The sequence below is a fragment of the Bradyrhizobium sp. CCBAU 53340 genome, from assembly GCF_015291645.1.
Classification (GTDB): domain Bacteria; phylum Pseudomonadota; class Alphaproteobacteria; order Rhizobiales; family Xanthobacteraceae; genus Bradyrhizobium.
Genome location: NZ_CP030055.1, coordinates 6,888,967 through 6,904,916, shown reverse-complemented (window position 1 = coordinate 6,904,916; position 15,950 = coordinate 6,888,967). Strand labels below are relative to the sequence as shown.

Here is a 15,950-nt window from a genome sequence, read left to right as displayed (position 1 = left end):
GCCATCACGGCGCCATCTCGACGTCCCAGAAATGCGCAATCAGCAGACGGGGTTAGCCACCCCGCTGATAATACCGCTACTGTGCATGGGGTTGTTTTCGACATTTGGTTTGTCGTTGGCCCTGAAACTGACCTGACAAGGATGCAACAAGATGTCCGATCTCGCCGACCTCTATCCCGGTTTCGCCTCCGAATGGGTCAACACCTCGTTCGGCCGTATCTTCGCCCGCGTCGGCGGCAAGGGTCCGCCGCTGCTGCTGCTGCACGGCTTCTCCGAGACGCATGTGATGTGGCACCGCGTCGCGCCTGCGCTGGCCGACCAGTTCACGCTGATCATCGCCGACCTGCCGGGCTATGGCTGGTCCGACATGCCCGAGAGCGATGCGCTGCACATGCCCTACTCTAAGCGCGCGATGGCGAAAGCGATGGTCGAGATGATGGAGCGCCTCGGCCATGTCCATTTCGCGCTGGCCGGCCACGACCGCGGCGGCCGCGTGTCGTATCGGCTCGCGCTCGACCATCCCGGCCGGCTCTCGAAGCTCGCCGTGCTCGATATCCTGCCGACCTATAATTACTGGGAGCGGATGAACCGCGCCTACGCGCTGAAGATCTATCACTGGACCTTTCTCGCCCAGCCCGCGCCGCTGCCGGAGACGCTGATCTCGGCCCAGGGCGAATTCTTCCTGCGCTTCAAGATGGCGAGCCAGACCAAGTCGAGGACGCTGGACGCGATCGACAAGCGCGCGCTCGAACACTACATCGCCCCGTTCCGCGATCCCGCCCGCGTGCACGCGATGTGCGAGGACTACCGCGCCGGCGCCTATATCGACTACGACCTCGACAAGGGCGATTACGACTCGGCCAAGAAGATCACCGTGCCGATGCTGGCGCTGTGGGGCAATGCCGGCGTGGCGCAGGCCGCGGCGACCCCGCTCGATGTCTGGAAGCAATGGGCCACCAATGTCGACGGCATGCCGGTTGATTCCGGCCACTTCCTCACCGAGGAGAATCCTGAGGTGACCGCGCAGGCGCTGCGCGCGTTTTTTGCCGGGGGCTAGCGCCGCTCGCGAAAGAACTCCTTGAGCAGCCGCGCCGCCTCGCTCTCGCCGACGCCGGAATAGACGTCGGGGGCGTGGTGGCAGGTTGGGGAAGCAAAGAACCGCACGCCCGACTCCACCGCGCCGCCCTTGGGGTCGGCGGCGCCGTAATAGAGCCGGCGGACCCTTGCAAAGGAGATCGCCCCCGCACACATGGTGCAGGGCTCCAAGGTCACGTAGAGGTCGCAGTCGACCAGGCGCTCGCTGCCGATCTTCTTCGCCGCCTCGCGCAGCGCAACGATTTCGGCGTGTCCCGTGGGGTCGTAATCGGTCAGGGTCCGGTTGGCGGCGGTGGCGATGACCTCGTAATTGCGGACGATGACGCACCCGATCGGGACTTCGCCCGATTTTCCGGCGTTTTCGGCCGTTTTGAGCGCCAAATCCATGAAAGAGGGGGCTTTCAAGCCTCGTATCATCCGAAGAAACCTGCTACTAGCTGCGCCTTCAGCAGAAGTGCTTTACCTGTTTTGCCTGAGCATGCGGCTCGGAACGAGCGCGCACAATGCGTCTGGCCACCCCCTGAGTGAGATTATTCATGCCTCGCGACAGCGACAAAGACAACGATTCCCGCGGCCGGCGAGGCCCGCCCAAAGGCGGCCGCAGCGGCAAGCCGCGCGGCCCCGAGAAGAAATTCGCCAAGCGCGGTTTCGAGGGCAAGGGCGAGGGGAGGGGCGACCGCGATAGCCGTCCGCCGCGTGGCGAGGGGCGACCTTTCCGCCGCCGCGAGGAGGGCGATGCGCCGCGCCGTGATTTTTCCGACCGTCCCCGCTTCAAGCGCGACGATCGCAGCAATGAGGGCCGCGGCGAGCGCAGCTTCAAGCCGCGTGGCGACCGGCCCTTCTCCGAGCGCGGACCGCGCGATGGCGAGAAGCGCTCCTTCAAGCCGCGCGGGGATCGTCCCTCGTACGGGCGCGACGACCGCCCGCCGCGCAGCCGGGATCGCGACGATGCGCGTCCGGCGGGGCGCTTCGGTGACAAGAAGTTCGGCGAGAAGCGGCCCTATGCGCCGCGCGGCGAGCGTTCCGAGCGCAAGTTCGAGGGTGAGCGGAAGTTCTCGCGCGATCGCGGCGAGCGCAGCGATTCCAAGCCGTGGCAGAAGCGCGACGATCGTCCGCGTGGTGACCGTCCGCGCAAGTCGTTCGACAAGGATTTCGGCGGCCGCGATCGCGGCGAGGAGAAGCCGTGGCGTCAGCGCGATGATCGTCGCGAGGCAGGCCGCGGTGAAGACCGTCCGCGCTTTTCGCGTTCACGCGATGATCGCGCGTCAGGTGATCGTCCGTTCCGCGACCGTCCGAAATTCGATCGTCCGCGCGAGCGGCCCGAAGGTCGCATGGACTGGCAGGAGCATCCACGCAGCGAAGGCCGCTTCCGCGACCGTCCGCGCCGCGAAAACGAGGACGACAGCCGGATCTTCGAGAAGCGTCCGGCCTTCGGCGGCCGCGGCGCCTATCGCGAGCGCGATCGTGATTTCGAAGGACGGCCGCGCCGCGAAGAGGCGCCGAAGCCGAAAAAGGCCGGTGAGCGCATCGCCAAGGCACTTGCGCGTGCGGGCCTAGCCTCGCGCCGCGATGCCGAGGAGATGGTCACGCAGGGCCGCGTCACCGTCAACGGCCGCGTCATCAACTCGCCGGCGCTCGACGTCACCAAGAACGACGTCGTGTTGGTCGATGGCAAGCCATTGCCGGAGCGCGAGCGTACGCGGCTGTTCCTCTATCACAAGCCGCGCGGGCTGATGACGACGCATGACGACCCTGAGGGGCGTCCGACCGTGTTCGACAATCTGCCCGAAGGCCTGCCACGCCTGATCAGCGTCGGCCGGCTCGACTTCAACACCGAGGGCCTGCTGCTGCTCACCAACGATGGCGGCCTCGCGCGCACGCTCGAACTGCCCGACACCGGTTGGCTGCGCCGCTACCGCGTCCGCGCCCATGGCGACATCACCCAGGCGCAGCTCGACCAGCTCAAGAACGGCATCGAGGTCGAGGGCGTCAAATACGGGCCGATCGAGGCGACGCTGGAGCGCGACCAGGGCGCCAACGTCTGGCTGGTGTTCGCGATCCGCGAAGGCAAGAACCGCGAGGTGCGCAACGTCTGTGCCCATCTCGGGCTCGAGGTGAACCGGCTGATCCGCGTCTCCTACGGTCCGTTCCAGCTCGGCGAAATCCCCGAAGGCCAGGTCGAGGAGGTCCGTGCGCGCGTGCTGCGCGAACAGCTCGGCGACAAGGTGATCGAGAAGTCCGGCGCGCAGTTCGACGTGCCGAAGAAATCATCGGGCGAGGCCGAGAAGACGTCCAAGCGCGCCGTGATCGCCGACCGCAAGGGCCGCCGCGTGCTGGTGCAGCGTACCGGCAGCGACGAAGCGCGCGAGCGCAATGAGCTGGAGGCCAATGGCTACGGCCCGCCGCGCCGTCCCAAGCGCGGCTATCACGGCAAGCGCGATCTGACACCGCGGGACGAATAGCATGCGCGTGGTCGGCGGTCGCTTGAAGGGGCGCAATCTCGCCTCACCGTCCTCGCGCGACATCCGTCCCACGGCGGATCGCCTGCGCGAGTCCGTGTTCAACATCCTCGTGCATGCCTATGACAATCCGATCGAGGATGCGCGCGTTCTCGATCTCTTCGCCGGCACCGGCGCGCTCGGCATCGAAGCATCCTCGCGCGGCGCGAAATTCACGCTGTTCGTGGACAATGGCGCGGAGGCGCGGGCGCTGCTCCGGAACAACGTCGAGTCGCTCGGCCTCGGCGGCGTCACCAAAGTCTACCGCCGCGACGCGACGGACCTCGGCCCCGCACATCCCGTCGAGCCGTTCTCGCTGGTGTTCCTCGATCCGCCCTACGGCAAGGGTTTTGCGGAGAAGGCGCTGGCGAGCTTGCGCGATGGCGGCTGGCTGACGTCGGGCGCGCTGCTCGTGGTGGAAGAGGCGAAGGCCGCGCAGTTCACGGCGCCGGAGGGTTTTGAGGAGCTGGAGCGGCGGGCGTATGACGACACGGAATTCGTGTTTCTGAAGAAGCCGTAGTCCCGCTGCCGTAGGGTGGGCAAAGCGTAAGCGTGCCCACCACCTGTCTCGATCATGCAGAGATCGTGGGCACGGCGCGTTGCGCCTTTGCCCACCCTACGAGACCGTCACCGCCGCCCGAACAGCTTCTCCACATCCGCGAGCTTCAGCTCGACATAGGTCGGCCGGCCGTGATTGCACTGGCCGGAATTCGGCGTCTCCTCCATCTCGCGGAGCAGCGCATTCATCTCTTCCGGCCGCAACCTTCGGCCGGCGCGCACCGAGCCGTGGCAGGCCATGGTGGCGGCGACATGCATCAGGCGGCGTTCGAGAGGAAGAGCCTCGTCCCATTCAGCCATGTGTTCGGAGAGATCGCGGAGCAGGCCGCCAGCATTGGTCTTGCCGAGCAGCGACGGCGTCTCCCGGACCGCGACCGCACCGGGGCCGAAGGATTCGATGGCGAGGCCGAACGATGCCAGTTCCTCGCTGCGTTCCAGCAGGCGCTCCACCGTGGCCTCATCCATCTCGACGATCTCGGGGATCAGCAGGATCTGCCGCTGCACGCCGTTTGCAGCCAGCGAGGCCTTGAGGCGCTCATAGACGATCCGCTCATGGGCGGCGTGCTGATCGACGATGATCAAGCCGTCGCGGGTCTGCGACACGATGTAGGTCTCGTGCAGTTGCGTGCGCGCCGCGCCGAGCGGACGGTCGAGGAGATCGGCCACGGGCTGGGTCTCGACCCGGACGTCCGCACTGGGTGCGCCGACATCGAAGGCCGCCTGCGCGCGCTCCGCGAAGGCGGGCGCGGCGGCGCCTTCGAATGACGGCATCGGCGCGACGGGGGCGGATGGTGAGGCCCGCCAGTCCCAACCCGCCGGACGCGGCGGCGTGAAAGCCGGGCGGAACGATGACAATGCGCTTTCGCCGCTGTTGGCGGCGGTGCGGCGGCCCTCGCGCGCAAGCCCTTCCTTCAATCCGTGCACGATCAGCGCGCGCACGAGCCCTGCATTGCGGAAGCGCACTTCGGTCTTGGCCGGATGCACGTTGGCGTCGACCTCGCGCGGGTCGAGCGTGACGAACAGCGCCAGCACGGGATGGCGGTCGCGCGGCAGGTAATCGGCATAGGCGCCGCGCACCGCACCGAGGATCAGCTTGTCGCGCACCGGGCGGCCGTTGACGAAGAGGTACTGGCCGAGTGCGTTCGCCTTGGTCAGCGCGGGTGCTGCCGCATAGCCGGCAACGACGACGCCCTCGCGCTCGGCATGAACCTCAAAGGCATGGCTGCGGAACTCCGCGCCCAGGATGTCGCCGAGACGCGTCAGCCGGCCGGCCGCGCCGGGCAGTGCAGCAGCCCAGGTCACCGGCGCGCGCTCTTCGCCGGCGAGCGTGAAGGCGACGTCAGGCCTTGCCATCGCGAGCCGTCGCACCACCTCGCGGATCGCTTCGGCCTCGGTGCGGTCGGTTTTGAGGAATTTCAGCCGCGCCGGCGTCGCGTAGAAGAGGTCGTTGACCTCGACGCGGGTGCCGTGCGCAAGCGCCGCCGGCATGATCTCGGACTTCTCGCCGCCCTCGACCGTGAGCGCCCAGGCGTGCGACTCGCTGGCATGCCGCGTGGTGATGGAGAGACGCGCGACGGAGCCGATCGAGGGCAGCGCCTCGCCGCGGAACCCGAGCGTGCGGATCTGGAGCAAATCCTCGTCGTCGAGCTTGGAGGTGGCGTGGCGCTCGACCGCGAGTGCGAGATCCTTCGCGGTCATCCCGCTACCGTCGTCGGTAATACCGATCCGCCGCCGCCCGCCGCCATCGGTGAAGACGTCGATGCGGCTTGCGCCGGCATCGATCGCATTCTCGACGAGCTCCTTGACCACGCTCGCCGGACGCTCGACCACCTCGCCGGCGGCGATGCGGTTGACGACCTGTTCTGGAAGCTGACGGACGGGCATGGATTCGCTCAATGACGGCGCAGTTTATCCCCGCCGGAACTCAAATGCATGGGATAAGTCCTGCTGCCCACATATCAGATCTGGATGTCCCGCACGCGTGTGTTCCTTGCCGCCGCATATGAGGAGCACAATTCCGCGAAAGCGCCGCGAAATCCCTAAACGATGACCACACGGCCCGGATTGCATCGCGATCGCGCCGTTCAGCTCTTTGCGCGATGGGGCGGTCCGGTCCAGACGAACGGCGTGGGGAACAGCCGAACCGCTCATCGCGAATAAAATCCAGGAGAAATGGATGAAGTTGGTGAAGACCTCAGTGATCGCTTGTGCTCTTTCCGCTCTGCTTGCGGGCCCCGTGCTCGCGCAAGGAATGTCGTCCGACAGCAAGTTGCGTGGCGGCGCGCAAGGCAAGACGACGCAGGGCGGCGTCGCTGGCAATAGCGAGGAGGAGCTGGAAGCACAGTCGGGCGGTGCGGCCCAAACGGGCATGAAGCCGGCCAAGAGCACGAAAGGCGCGGTCGGCACCACGGGCAGTGCCACGCGTAAGAGCGCCACCGACGGGTCGGCTCCGGGCGGGGCGGCCACGAGCGGTAATCGCTGACGCGCGAGATTTGAGTGCACGAACCTCCGGTCGCGTGGCGGCCGGAGGTTTTTTGCAATCAATCGTCGAAACGGCCGCCGCGGCCGGCCTTGACATCGCTGCGACGCTTCTTGCCGTCGAGCCGGCGTTGCTTGGAGGCAAAGGTCGGCCGCGTCGCCCGGCGCGGCGTCGGGCGGATCATCGCTTCGCGCAGGATCTCGACGAGGCGGTCGATAGCGTCCTGCCGGTTGCGCTCCTGGGTGCGGAAGCGCTGGGCGTGGATCACGATGACGCCGTCCTTGGTCATGCGCTGGCCCGCGATGCGGGCGAGCCGGATCGTCGCGTCCTCGGGGATGGTCAGCTTGCGCGTGTCGAAGCGCAATTGCGCTGAGGTGGAGACCTTGTTGACGTTCTGCCCGCCCGGGCCGGAGGCGCGGACGAAGCCGATCTCGATGTCGTCCTCGTCGATGACGAGATCGCGGGATATCCGCAGCATGGGAGCACCATCAGTGATATCCGGACATATCCCGGAGATCCAAATTCGGCAATGGCGCGTCAGGCCAAACGCAAATGGCCGGGCGAAAGCCCGGCCATTTCAGGAAGCGTCGGGACGTCAGTTCGACTTCGGCGCCGGTGCGGCGGCCGGTTGCGCGGCGGCCTGCGGGGCGCGGCCGACGACGACAGTCAAAAGCCCCTGACCCCACAGCCGCTTGGCGGCGGCCTTGGCGTCATCAAGCGTCACTGCGTCGACGACGGCGTTGCGTTTCTCGATATAGTCGATCGGCAGCTTGTCCTGCTGGTATTGCAGCAGCGCCTGGGCGAGCTTGGAGGAGGTATCGAGCGCCAGCATCTGCGAGCCCTTGAGGTAAGACTTCGCCTCGTCGAGCTCCTTCTGGGTCGGCCCCTCGTCGGCGATGCGGCGGACCTCTTTCTCGATGGCATCCATGGTGTCGCCGGCGCGGTCGGCGCGGGTGCCGGTGTTGCCGATGAAGATCGCCGAATGCTCCATCCAGAGCAGCGATTCGAACACCGAATAGGCCAGCCCACGCTTCTCGCGGACTTCATGATAGAGCCGGGACGACAATCCGCCGCCGCCGAGGATATGATTGACGACATAGGCCGCCATGAAGTTCGGATCGCTGCGCATCACGCCGGGGCCGCCGAACGTGATCACGGTCTGCGGCACGTCGAGTGGCACGAAGGCGCGCTGTGGCGGCTTTGCGGCGTCGACGTCGGGGACCGGTGTCAGAGTGGCCTTGGCGGGCAAGCTGCCAAACGTATGGTCGAGCAATTTACCCAGGGTCGCCGGATCGACATCGCCCACCACCGCGACCTTCAGCGTGTCCTTGGCCAGGATGCGGCCGACATAGTCCTTCATGTCGGCCACCGTGATGGTCGGCACGCTCTCCAGCGTGCCGTTGGTCTGCCGTCCATAGGGATGGTCGCCGAACGTCATCTCCAGGAATTTGCGGCTCGCGAGCGAGGTCGGGTTGGTGGTGTCGCGGCGCAGGTTCGAGATGACCTGCGAGCGAATGCGTTCGACATCGGCCGTTTCGAAATGCGGCGAGGTCAGGGCCGAGCGCAACAGGTCGAAGGCCTCGTCCTTGTTGTCGCGCAGCATACGCAGGCTGCCGCGGAAGGTGTCGCGGGTGGCGCTGAAGGAGAGCTCGATAGCGCGGCGGTCGAGCCGCTCGTGGAACGTCTTGGAATCGAGATCGCCGGATCCCTCGTCGAGGAGATCGCCGACGAGATTGGCGACGCCGGGCTTGTCCTTGGGATCCTGCGCCGAGCCACCGGCAAAGGAATATTCCATGGCGATCAGCGGCACGGTTGCGTCCTGCACGAACCAGGCCTCGATGCCGCCCGGCGAGACCAGGTGCTGGATATTCGTGGCGGCCTGTGACGGCGAAATCGAGGCGAGCGCGAGCGTTGCGCCGGTGAGGAGGGACAATGCGAAATGGCGCGTGCGAAGGAAGGGATGGGTCACGAACGCTTCTCCTCGCGCTTAGCGGCACTGGTGTCCTTGATCAGGTAGCCCGTCACCGAGCGCTTCTTCTCGAGCCATTTCTGCGCGACAGTGCGAACCTGCTCGGCGGTGACCGCGCGGATGCGGTCGGGCCAGCTTCTGATGTCCTCGATTGACAGGCCCGTGGTGAGCGCGCCGCCGTACCAGCGCGCCAGCACCGCCTGATTGTCCTGGGCGTAGATCGCTTCCGCAATGAGCTGCGTCTTCACGCGCTCGAGATCCTCGGCGCGGATCGGGTTCTGCGCGACGTCCGCAATCACGCCATCGATAACCTGCTCGATGTCGGCGAAGCTGACGCCGGGTTTGGGCGAAGCCGAGATCGCAAACTGGGTCGGGTCGAGCGAAATGCTGGAATAGCTGGCGCTGGCGGAGACAGCCAGCGGCTTGTCGACGACGAGCGCGCGGTAGAGATAGGAGTTGCTGCCGCTGCCGATCAACTGCGCCAGCACGTCGAGCGCAGCGCTCTCGCCGGCCGCGGCTGTGGTCGCCGAGGGAACGAGATAATAGCGGCGCAGGCCCGGCTGCTCGACACGCGGGTCGGACAGCGTGACGGTGCGTGGCGCGGCCGGCTCGGGCTCCTGCGGGCGAATGCGGCGCGCGGGGATCGCGGGCTGCGCCGGGATCGGGCCGAAATTGCGTTCGACCAGCGGGCGTATGTCGGCGGCCTCGACGTCGCCGGCGATCACCAGGATCGCGTTGTTGGGCGCGTAGAAGCGGCGGTAGAAGGCCAGCGCATCCTCGCGATCGAGCTTCTCGATCTCCTGGTGCCAGCCGATCACCGGCCGGCCATAGGGATGGTTGAGATAGAGCGCGGCCATGATCTGCTCGTTGAGCCGGGCATCCGGATTGTTGGCAACGCGCATGTTGTACTCTTCGAGCACGACGTCGCGCTCCGGCAGCACGTTCTCGTCCTTGAGGATCAGGCCGGTCATGCGGTCGGCCTCGAACTCCATCATGGTCGGGAGCTGCTCTTTCGGTACGCGCTGGTAGTAATTGGTGTAGTCGACCGAGGTCGAGGCGTTCTCGTTGCCGCCGACGCGAAGCACGGTCTGGGAGAATTCGCCGACCGGATGTTTCTCGGTGCCCTTGAACATCAGATGTTCGAGGAAGTGGGCGAGACCGGATTTGCCTGGCGTCTCGTCGGCCGAGCCGACCTTGTACCAGATCATCTCCGTGACCACGGGTGTGCGGTGGTCAGGGATCACCACGACCTGGAGGCCGTTGGGGAGCGTGAAGCTGGCCGGCGGTGCTGAGGTGACCGTGGTCTGGGCGAATGCGCTGCCGACGGGGAACGTCGACGTCGAGAGCAGCGCGGCGAGGAGGCAGGCAACCGATCGGTGTGAGGACATCACGATCCTTGTAAAAGCCCGGACCTGATGTCCGGGCGTGAAAGCACGGCATGCTATACCGCGCGGCTTTGAGCTTCGGGTCACGAAGCAGAGAACGCGGTCAAACTGTACTTAAAAATAGGTCATCTGCCGCGTCCGGCCTACACCGGACCTTTGCGACGGTTTCGCGCCCGCGCATGACAGGCAAGGAGCTTATTGCTCCTTGTCCTTGCCGGACATGATGTCGTAGTAGGTCCGCCGCGACTTATCCTCGCCTTCGCCATAGGCATAGTTCGGCGAAGGCGTCTGATAGCCCGGCGGCGGCTCGACCAGCGACTGGCGCGGCGGCTCGCTGGTGAATTGCTTGGTCTCGCCCTTGTTGTTCGTCATCATGTTCCACAGACCGCCGGTGAAACCGAGCTGGGCTGGGCTGAGCGACGGATTGCTGTTAGTGCCCGGCTCGATCGGGTCGTTGCTGGTCCGCTCGGGCGCGGCCGTCCTGCCGACGTTCAGTTCGGCGGGGGTCAACGGCCTGGCAGCCTGCCAGCTCTCCGTTGCCTTGGACTCCTTCTTCCGCGCGGCGATGGCCTCCTTGCGGCGCTTCACGTCAGGATCCTTCGGCCAGTTCGGCGCATTCTTGGCTTCCATGCCGGTGGGCGGCGGCAGATCGAGCTTGGGCGGCACCACCAACGGCGACCGCTCGCGGTATTCGATGCCCTTTTTCTCCATGCTCTTGGCGCCGATGCCGGACATCAGATTGTCGATGATCCTCTCTTCGAAGGTCATCCCGTCGTCCTCGTCGTCGCCATCATCGCCCGCGCGGACCGGGCCTGCTGACATGACGAGACCAACGCCGAATGCGACGGCCGACAATTTCAGCGCCAGCCAAAGTCCCCGCCGGGGGTCTCGACCCATCGAACCGCTGGTCTCGGAGCTGCGCATACCTATACCTGTTCCATATTGTGGCAGTCTTGGTCGTGCCGGTCTTGATGCACCAGTCTTGCCGCGCCTCGCGCGGCCACCCCTCGCCAAGCAAGGTTCCGCCTCCGGCCCGTATCGGCCGGGATCAGGGCGCTTTTGCGGCGGGTACCCCCAAGAAGGAATCATACAATAGGGCCGCCACCCCAGCAACGATAGCCACGTCTGCGAGGTTGAAAACGTACCAATTGTAGGTATTTCCGGCGATTTCGATGTGGAATAGGGCGAAATCGACCACCGCGCCGTAGGCCAGGCGGTCGATGCCGTTGCCGATGGCGCCACCGATGATCATCCCCAGGGCCATGGTGGCGAGCCGGGTTTGCGACCGCGCCATCCAGACAGCCAGTGCAATCACCGCGATGACCTTTACCGCCATCAGGGCGAGCTGAGCCGCATGGCCGTCGTTCTGGAGCCAGCCGAAACTGATCCCGATGTTCCAGGCCAGCACCAGGTCGAAGAACGGCATCACCTTCACCACGCCGCGACGGGCGAGGTCGAAGCCGTTCAGCAGCCAAAGTTTCGAAGCCTGGTCGGCCACGAGCGTGACCATTGCCGCGAGGATGCCGGCGCGGAGCGGGGTCATGGCAGGCCGATCAGACGCTCACGCCCAACGCCTTCCATTCGCGCAACGCCTTGGCGTCGCGCGGGGTGACGTCGGGATATTCGGAATCCTCGCCGACCATCGGCGAGATCTTCCAGGAGCGGGCGCATTTGGTGCCGACGGCCTTCTCGACCACGACCGCGACGCCGGGCACCGCATCGAGGCGGAATGCAGAGGCCGGCGGCTCGCCCTCGCGCACCTCGTAATTCGAGGTGATGCAGATCTCGGCGAGATCGGAGTCGAACAATGTCGCCAACATGTCGCGGTCGGCGACATAGATCACCGGCGAGGCCTCGAGCGAGGAGCCGATGTTCTTGGCGGCGCGTTCGAGCTCGAGTGCGCCGGTGACGACACGGCGAATGTCACGGATCGTCTCCCACTTCGCGGCGAGCTTGTCATCGCGGAGCTTTTCGAGGCCTTCCGGGAACAGCGTCAGGTGCACCGACGGTTCGGCATCCGGCCTGTACAAGCGCCAGCCCTCTTCCGCGGTGAAGCTCAGGATCGGCGCCAGCCATTTCAGGATCGAATTGCACAGCAGGTCGATCGTGGTCAGCGCCGCCTTGCGCGTCAGCGAGGACGGCGGATCGCAATAGAGCGTGTCCTTGCGGATGTCGAAATAGAACGCCGAGAGCTCGCTGTTCATGAAGGCGGACAGGGTCGCGACCACGCTCTTGTAGTCGAACGTCTCGTAGGCCTTGCGGACCAATTCTGCGCGGAGCGCGAGCTCGTGCAGCATCAGCCGCTCGAGCTCGGGCATCTCGGCGGGCGCGACGGCGTCGGCCGGCTTGTAGTGATGCAAGGTGCCGAGCATCCAGCGCACGGTATTGCGCAGCTTGCGATAGGTCTCGACCGTGTTCTTCAGGATCTCGGGCCCGATGCGCTGGTCGTCGGTGTAGTCGCAGGACGCGACCCAGAGGCGCAGGATGTCGGCGCCGGATTCCTTGATGACGGCCTGCGGCTCGATGGTGTTGCCGAGCGACTTCGACATCTTGCGGCCGTCCTCGGCCTGGGTGAAGCCGTGGGTCAGCACGATGTCGTAGGGCGCACGGCCGCGCGTGCCGCAGCTCTCCAGCAGCGAGGAGTGGAACCAGCCGCGATGCTGGTCCGAGCCTTCGAGATACATCACGGTATCGGTGCCGCCGTCGACCTTGCGCTTGATGCCGGCGAGACCGGGGAATTGCACGGGGTCTTCCAGCACGAAGGCGTGCGTTGAGCCGGAATCGAACCAGACGTCGAGAATGTCATCGACCTTCTGCCAGTCTTCATTCGCGCGCGATCCAAGGAAGCGCTCGCGCGCGCCGGTCGCGTACCAGGCGTCAGCGCCTTCCTTTTCGAAGGCATCGCCAATGCGGGTGTTGACGGCCTCGTCCTGGAGGATCTCGGCGGAGCCGTCGCCCTTCTCGCGGACGAATACGGCGATCGGCACGCCCCAGGCGCGCTGGCGCGAGATCACCCAGTCGGGGCGCGCCTCGATCATGCCGTTGATGCGGTTCTCGCCCGATGGCGGCACCCATTGCGTCACCGAGATCGCCTGCAGCGCGCGGGCGCGCAGCGTGTCGCCGGATTTGGTCTTGCCGCTATCCGCAATGTCCTTGTCCATCGCGATGAACCATTGCGGCGTGTTGCGGAAGATCACCGGCTTCTTCGAGCGCCAGGAATGCGGATATTGATGCTTGAGCCGGCCGCGCGCGAGCAGCTTGCCGCCCTCGATCAGCGCCTTGATCACGGCCTCGTTGGCGTCGCCCTTCTCGCCCTTGTCGTTGATGACGCGCTTGCCGGTGAAGCCCGGCGCCTGGTCGGTATAGGCACCGTTCTCGTCGACCGTGTAGGGGATCGCGCTGTTGATGCCGCGCGCGTCGAGCTCGCGGGTGTTCGCCATCCAGACGTCGAAGTCCTCGCGGCCGTGGCTCGGCGCGGTATGCACGAAGCCGGTGCCAGTGTCGTCGGTGACGTGGTCGCCGGACAAGAGAGGCACGGTGAAGTCGTAGCCGCCGGCGAGCCCCTTGAGCGGATGGGCGCATTCGATCGCGTCCATGGTATCGCCGGGGATGTCGCGGACCTTCTCGAAAGCTGTCACGCGCGCCTGCTTGAACACCTCTGCGGCGAGCGCGTCAGCCAGGATCAGGAGATCGCCGGTCTTGGCCCAATTGTCGGCAGGGGCGTCCGTCACCTTGTAGAGGCCATAGGCGATCTTCGGCGAGAACGAGATGGCGCGATTGCCGGGCAAGGTCCAGGGCGTGGTGGTCCAGATCACGACACTTGCGGAGGCGAGCGCGCCATGCGCCGGCGAGGTCACCGGGAATTTCACCCAGACCATGTCCGAGGTGTAGTCCTCGTACTCGACCTCGGCCTCGGCGAGCGCGGTCTTCTCGACCACGCTCCACATCACCGGCTTGGAGCCGCGATAGAGCGTGCCGTTCGCCGCAAACTTCATCAACTCGCGCGCGATCTGGGCTTCGGCCGGATAATTCATGGTGGCATAGGGATGCGCCCAGTCGCCGATCACACCGAGCCGCTTGAACTCCTCGCGCTGCACATTGAGCCAGTGCGTGGCATAGGCGCGGCATTCTTTCCGGAAATCGATCATCGCGGCACTGTCGCGGAAGTCGGGCTTCTGCTTGCCCTTCTTGCGATAGTTCTCCTCTTCGACCTTCCACTCGATCGGCAGGCCGTGGCAGTCCCAGCCGGGCACATAGTTGGAATCGAAGCCGAGCATCTGCTGGCTCTTGGTGACGAGATCCTTGAGGATCTTGTTCAGCGCCGTGCCGATATGGATGTTGCCGTTGGCGTAGGGCGGGCCGTCATGCAGCACGAACTTGGCGCGGCCGCGGGCCGCTTCGCGCAGCTTCTCGTACAGGCCGATCTCGTACCAGCGCTTGAGGATCTCCGGCTCGCGCTGCGGCAGGCCGGCGCGCATCGGGAATTCGGTCTGCGGCAGGAACAGGGTCTTGGAATAGTCTTTGGCTTCAGACTTTTGGGATTTCTGCGGCTTTTCGGACATGAGACTGACTGGCTCGGAATGGCGCGGGGAACGGATGGCGATGCGGAATCGCGGGGTGAAACGACAAAATCCCGGTCTTGCGCCGAGCCTTGAGGCTCAGGCGGAAGCCGGGCCGCTAATCCCTATGATGCGCCGCGCAAACATGGGGCTCTCCATAGCAGCCGGACGGGGCAAGCGCAAAGGTCGGGCTGGCCGGCTTTGGCGGTTCAATCGACGGTCCCAAGTCGTGGAAACGCGTCCGGGGCGGCCGCCAGCATGGCACGGGCGCGGGCGGAATCGTCGTCCATCTGCCGGATCAGGGCGTCGATATCGCCAAATTTCAGCTCCTCGCGGATGAAGCCGACAAAGGCGCAGTCCAGCGATTGGCCGTAAAGATCGCCCTTGAAGTCGAACAGGAAGATTTCGAGGAGGGGAGCGCCATTGTCAAAGGTCGGGCGGCGGCCGAAGCTTGCGACCCCGTTGAGGCGCTCGGACCCGCGGCCGACCCGCACCGCATAGATGCCGTGCTTCAGGCCGCAATTGGCATCGAGCCGGATATTGGCGGTGGGATAGCCGAGGTCGCGGCCGCGCTTCTCGCCATGGATCACTTCGCCGGTGATGAACCAGGGCGCGCCCAGCATGGTGGTGGCCTCGTCGATGAGCCCCTCGGCGAGCGCGATCCGGATGGCACTGGAGGAGACCGGCCGTTCGTCGATATCGATATGCGGCTGCACGTCGACCTCGATGCCGAGACGGGGCGCCTCGTTGACCAAGAGGCTCGGCGAGCCGACCCGGCCCTTGCCGAAATGGAAGTCGTAGCCGACCGCAATCCCGCTGACGCCGAGGCGGCCGATCAGGTCATGGTGAATGAAATCTTGCGCGCTGGTGCCGGCGCGCGCCTTGTCGAAGGTCATGACCACGGCACCGGCAAGCCCCGTCCCGGCCAGCAGCCGCAGTTTGGCCCGTTCGTCCGTCAACCGGAATTGCGGGGTGTTGGGGCTGAAAAACCGGCGCGGATGCGGTTCGAAGGTCAGCGCCAGCGCAGGGCGGCCATGCGCCCGGCCCATTTCCAGGGCTGCGGCAATGACGGCCCGGTGGCCGAGATGGACCCCGTCGAAATTGCCCATGGCGACCACCGCTCCCTTCAGGATGGCAGAATCCGGCGTGGTATCGCGGATAACAGTAAATTGCGGGGCCATCAGGGGAATTCTCGAGCCGGCGGGATCGGCCGGGACCGTGGCTTGACCCGGCCGATGAAGTCAAGCGGGCGGATATGGCCGCAGGGAACACGATTTCGATCCGGCTCGGTCCGACCCCAGTTAACGCGCTGTTTAACGCCTTGGTGCTAGTGCTTGGGGGCTGGAACTGAGGGGCTCGGCCTGTCAGGTCCGTTTTTGAATATTCCAGGGTATGCGTTGGGGGAGT

At 65.7% G+C, this 15,950-nt stretch carries 13 protein-coding genes; 4 read left to right on the top strand and 9 right to left on the bottom strand.

The window, feature by feature from the left end:
- The first annotated feature begins 151 nt into the window (after positions 1–151).
- Positions 152–1,057, top strand: coding sequence for an alpha/beta fold hydrolase (locus XH89_RS32700; RefSeq protein ID WP_194464415.1), 906 nt, complete (start codon positions 152–154; stop codon positions 1,055–1,057).
- Here XH89_RS32700 and XH89_RS32695 read toward each other — a convergent pair.
- Positions 1,054–1,512 (bottom strand): nucleoside deaminase, encoded by a 459-nt coding sequence (locus XH89_RS32695; RefSeq protein WP_092288672.1) that lies wholly within the window; start codon positions 1,510–1,512, stop codon positions 1,054–1,056. The two genes, XH89_RS32700 and XH89_RS32695, sit on opposite strands and share 4 nt — an antisense overlap.
- A 119-nt stretch (positions 1,513–1,631) precedes the next feature.
- Here XH89_RS32695 and XH89_RS32690 point away from each other — a divergent pair, with 119 nt between their 5' ends.
- Positions 1,632–3,557 (top strand): pseudouridine synthase, encoded by a 1,926-nt coding sequence (locus XH89_RS32690; protein ID WP_194464414.1) that lies wholly within the window; start codon positions 1,632–1,634, stop codon positions 3,555–3,557.
- 1 nt (position 3,558) lies between these two features.
- The gene (gene rsmD / locus XH89_RS32685; RefSeq protein WP_194464413.1) at positions 3,559–4,113 is read left to right on the top strand and encodes a 16S rRNA (guanine(966)-N(2))-methyltransferase RsmD; all 555 of its coding nucleotides are present in this window, start codon (positions 3,559–3,561) and stop codon (positions 4,111–4,113) included.
- 107 nt (positions 4,114–4,220) lie between these two features.
- On the opposite strand, the gene mutL is transcribed toward rsmD, so the two are convergent.
- Positions 4,221–6,035: a DNA mismatch repair endonuclease MutL gene (gene mutL / locus XH89_RS32680; protein ID WP_194464412.1), complete on the bottom strand. Its 1,815-nt coding sequence runs from the start codon at positions 6,033–6,035 to the stop codon at positions 4,221–4,223.
- A 292-nt stretch (positions 6,036–6,327) separates the two neighbouring features.
- Between mutL and XH89_RS32675 the strand changes: the two genes are divergently transcribed.
- Positions 6,328–6,633, top strand: coding sequence for a hypothetical protein (locus XH89_RS32675; protein ID WP_194464411.1), 306 nt, complete (start codon positions 6,328–6,330; stop codon positions 6,631–6,633).
- A 58-nt stretch (positions 6,634–6,691) separates the two neighbouring features.
- Here XH89_RS32675 and arfB read toward each other — a convergent pair whose 3' ends face one another.
- The 7 genes from arfB to XH89_RS32640 form a co-directional block, all read right to left on the bottom strand.
- Positions 6,692–7,108: an alternative ribosome rescue aminoacyl-tRNA hydrolase ArfB gene (gene arfB / locus XH89_RS32670; protein WP_194464410.1), complete on the bottom strand. Its 417-nt coding sequence runs from the start codon at positions 7,106–7,108 to the stop codon at positions 6,692–6,694.
- Between the two features lie 117 nt (positions 7,109–7,225).
- A complete protein-coding gene (locus XH89_RS32665; protein ID WP_194464409.1) occupies positions 7,226–8,599 on the bottom strand; it encodes a pitrilysin family protein in 1,374 nt (457 codons plus the stop codon).
- Positions 8,596–9,987, bottom strand: a complete 1,392-nt coding sequence (locus tag XH89_RS32660) for a pitrilysin family protein (RefSeq protein ID WP_194464408.1) — start codon at positions 9,985–9,987, stop codon at positions 8,596–8,598. The genes XH89_RS32665 and XH89_RS32660 overlap by 4 nt, the downstream gene beginning before the upstream one ends.
- Before the next feature lie 192 nt (positions 9,988–10,179).
- Complete coding sequence (locus tag XH89_RS32655) at positions 10,180–10,908, bottom strand: hypothetical protein (protein WP_194464407.1); 729 nt, start codon at positions 10,906–10,908, stop codon at positions 10,180–10,182.
- A gap of 124 nt (positions 10,909–11,032) precedes the next feature.
- Positions 11,033–11,527, bottom strand: coding sequence for a signal peptidase II (gene lspA, locus XH89_RS32650; RefSeq protein WP_194464406.1), 495 nt, complete (start codon positions 11,525–11,527; stop codon positions 11,033–11,035).
- A gap of 10 nt (positions 11,528–11,537) precedes the next feature.
- Positions 11,538–14,546: an isoleucine--tRNA ligase gene (gene ileS / locus XH89_RS32645; RefSeq protein WP_194464405.1), complete on the bottom strand. Its 3,009-nt coding sequence runs from the start codon at positions 14,544–14,546 to the stop codon at positions 11,538–11,540.
- 206 nt (positions 14,547–14,752) lie between these two features.
- The gene (locus XH89_RS32640; RefSeq protein WP_194464404.1) at positions 14,753–15,724 is read right to left on the bottom strand and encodes a bifunctional riboflavin kinase/FAD synthetase; all 972 of its coding nucleotides are present in this window, start codon (positions 15,722–15,724) and stop codon (positions 14,753–14,755) included.
- Between the last annotated feature and the right edge of the window lie 226 nt (positions 15,725–15,950).